Here is a 2328-nt window from a genome sequence, read left to right on the forward strand (position 1 = left end):
GGACGGGGCCGTTGCATCCTCGTTGTCCGGCACCCAGACGTCCGGGGCCTTCATTCCCTGGAGCTGAGCAGCGCTCCGGATCATCTTAGCGGAATCGTCCTCGTCCACGGCAGTTGGGGACGTGAAGAATGTTCGCACGAACTCACGGTCGTAATGTCTTTGCATAGCCATAGCTCACCAAAATATTATCGGGCGATATAATAAGAGTATCGGTCGTGAGCGCGGGCCGACTATCCCGCCTCAATTCTACTCTCCCCGATGCGAAATTGCTATTCGGGCTGGTAGGGGACAGACGTTGTTCAATCGACGAGTGCCTCGGCGACCTTCGTAATTGGATGCGGCGGCTTCATCGCGTCGGCACGGTCACCCAGTTGGCTCCGGCAGGATGCGCCGGGGGCGACGACTGTGTCGGTGTCGCTCGCATCAACCTTGTCGAAGAGGATACACAGACGACCTCGATCGCTAGCACGACAATAGCCTCGGCGGAACCAACTATTGCGACAACGACAACCGCAGAACCCCAGTCGGAGGCACGGACGCAGACGACGTATCTACGGCAACCAACGACCGCGAATATTGATACTCCAGAGAATAGCGAGCGCTTCCAAGCACGTGTAACCAAAGTCGTCGATCCAACAACACTCAAGATCAAACACGATGGGAAGAACCGCACTGTTGATTTGATCGGTGTGAGCGTCCCTGAGAGCAGTTCCATCCATAAGAAGGCAGTTCGCTATACGAAGTCGCAATTGGATCATCAGGTGGTGACAGTCGTCTCTGATCCACAGGTGGAAACAGACGACGGCCACATGCAAGCGTACGTCTACATCGGGAATTTTATGTTCAACACGGATTTGGTTCGTATCGGTTATGCTCGTGTGCCAGACATACAGTTCAGCAAACGCCAGGAATTCATGCGCAAACAACAGCTGGCCAAACAACGCAACTATGGCCGCTGGAACACGACCGCGACAGCAGCTTAATCACCCTCAGTCGACGAACATTTTGTATTGAACATTTATTGCTGGGAGGTTCACTAAGCAGGTGTAGGGACACCTGATCTCGAGTGATTAGGTGAGAAACGCCGTTGCTACCGACAGAGCACCAACTATGGTCGCCGAACTGTTACTGACTTCGCAGATGAGCCAGTTTGCTTGACTCTGACCGTTGTCGGCAGTTGCTCTTTCATTGTCACCACTAATCGATAGGCATCAGCACTCTCATCACCAGTACAACTCCCACTAAACCAGGATGATGTATCGGTACTCCCAACTTTCACAGTGAGTGTCTGGGATGTTTCGGAGTATGAAACATCCTTGAGATCTGCCTTGTTGCACGTACTTGACCCAACAAAGAGTGCTCCACGAACGATCACCTGCTTCGACTCCGGTTTGAAAGAGACAATTGGTTGTTCGGTTGGCCCAGGGAAGTTGGTGGTCCTATCAAAGCTTGATTCATAGATGGTGAATTCATAATCCGCAATGGAGTCAAATCCCTCAGCAGTACCTCCGATATTGAGACAGCCACTACCGAGTGCGAGGGCAGTCACAGAGAGGAATACACGGCGTTTCATAGCGAGATATCTGTGTAGTCAAGAATAAGCTTCGTGATGAGTGAAATACTCATTTAACACTATTCTCTCACTTGTCGTCGCATCGGCATTCAGAACACCGCCACTCGATGTCGTGTCTGCCAAGGCATAACGTAAAGCCATCTACACACCTCTTAGAAACTATGAATAACCACACATCACCCGCAACCCGATCCGCATGGACAGCTCGATCGACGCTTGTGCTCTTTGGTTTTCTCGCCCTTACTGCACAATTACCAGTGGTTGTTGATATCTACAGCAATGTGGTTTTTCGATTGCTCTTCATTCCGGCGTATCTTGTTTCACTTCTTGTCTACGAAGGACTTGGGATCGAACACATCATCTATGCTTTTGATGGGGTATTTCCAGGCGAACAAACTGCTCTATGGGAGGTAGGACAGATTGTCACGTATTATCTGTTTGCTGTGAGTGCCACATGGCTTGGACGGTGGCTCGAAACCCACAAACAGAAGCCGAATCATCAAACGTCGAGTAACAAAGGAGGGTAACTCCATGACAGTTCGCTACACCATCGCAGCAGCGTTCCTGTTGGTCGGTATTCTGTTAGTAGTCATGAATCTGCTTAGTCCGCCACAAATGACGTCAGGAGGTTGTTCGGAAACATACACGGGTCCAGACACACCTCCTGAACGTCACTGTACAAAAACAACGAGTATTGCGACAGGGCAATTGGTGTATGTCTTGGGGATCGGCGCTGGTGCGATTGGAATTGGCTA

Annotated in this window: 4 protein-coding genes and 1 pseudogene; 3 read left to right on the plus strand and 2 right to left on the minus strand. The window is 50.8% G+C overall.

Going from position 1 to position 2328, the window contains the following annotated elements:
- Nucleotides 1-171: pseudogene (locus BG842_RS31405) on the minus strand (malate synthase); the annotation flags it as partial.
- A gap of 509 nt (nt 172-680) precedes the next feature.
- On the opposite strand from BG842_RS31405, the gene BG842_RS31410 reads away from it, so the two are divergent.
- Nucleotides 681-983 carry a thermonuclease family protein gene (locus BG842_RS31410; RefSeq protein ID WP_256388519.1) on the plus strand — a complete coding sequence of 101 codons (303 nt, stop codon included), beginning with the start codon at nt 681-683 and terminating at the stop codon, nt 981-983.
- Nucleotides 984-1108: 125 nt separating this feature from the next.
- On the opposite strand, the gene BG842_RS28795 is transcribed toward BG842_RS31410, so the two are convergent.
- A complete protein-coding gene (locus tag BG842_RS28795) occupies nt 1109-1573 on the minus strand; it encodes a hypothetical protein (RefSeq protein WP_139136084.1) in 465 nt (154 codons plus the stop codon).
- 161 nt (nt 1574-1734) lie between these two features.
- Between BG842_RS28795 and BG842_RS10000 the strand changes: the two genes are divergently transcribed.
- Together BG842_RS10000 and BG842_RS30555 are read left to right on the plus strand one after the other, a co-directional pair.
- Nucleotides 1735-2100, plus strand: a complete 366-nt coding sequence (locus BG842_RS10000; RefSeq protein WP_139136085.1) for a hypothetical protein — start codon at nt 1735-1737, stop codon at nt 2098-2100.
- A 4-nt stretch (nt 2101-2104) separates the two neighbouring features.
- Nucleotides 2105-2328: hypothetical protein (locus BG842_RS30555; RefSeq protein WP_217493300.1), on the plus strand; the 224-nt coding region annotated here is incomplete at its 3' end.

Origin of the sequence: Haladaptatus sp. W1, from assembly GCF_001723155.1 — an archaeon.
Lineage (GTDB): Archaea > Halobacteriota > Halobacteria > Halobacteriales > Haladaptataceae > Haladaptatus > Haladaptatus paucihalophilus.

What these genes read in the sequence shown, in the direction of transcription:
- BG842_RS28795 (WP_139136084.1), bottom strand. Translation starts at nt 1,573, where the DNA reads ATGAAACGCCGTGTATTCCTCTCTGTGACTGCCCTCGCACTCGGTAGT.
- BG842_RS10000 (WP_139136085.1), top strand. Translation starts at nt 1,735, where the DNA reads ATGAATAACCACACATCACCCGCAACCCGATCCGCATGGACAGCTCGA.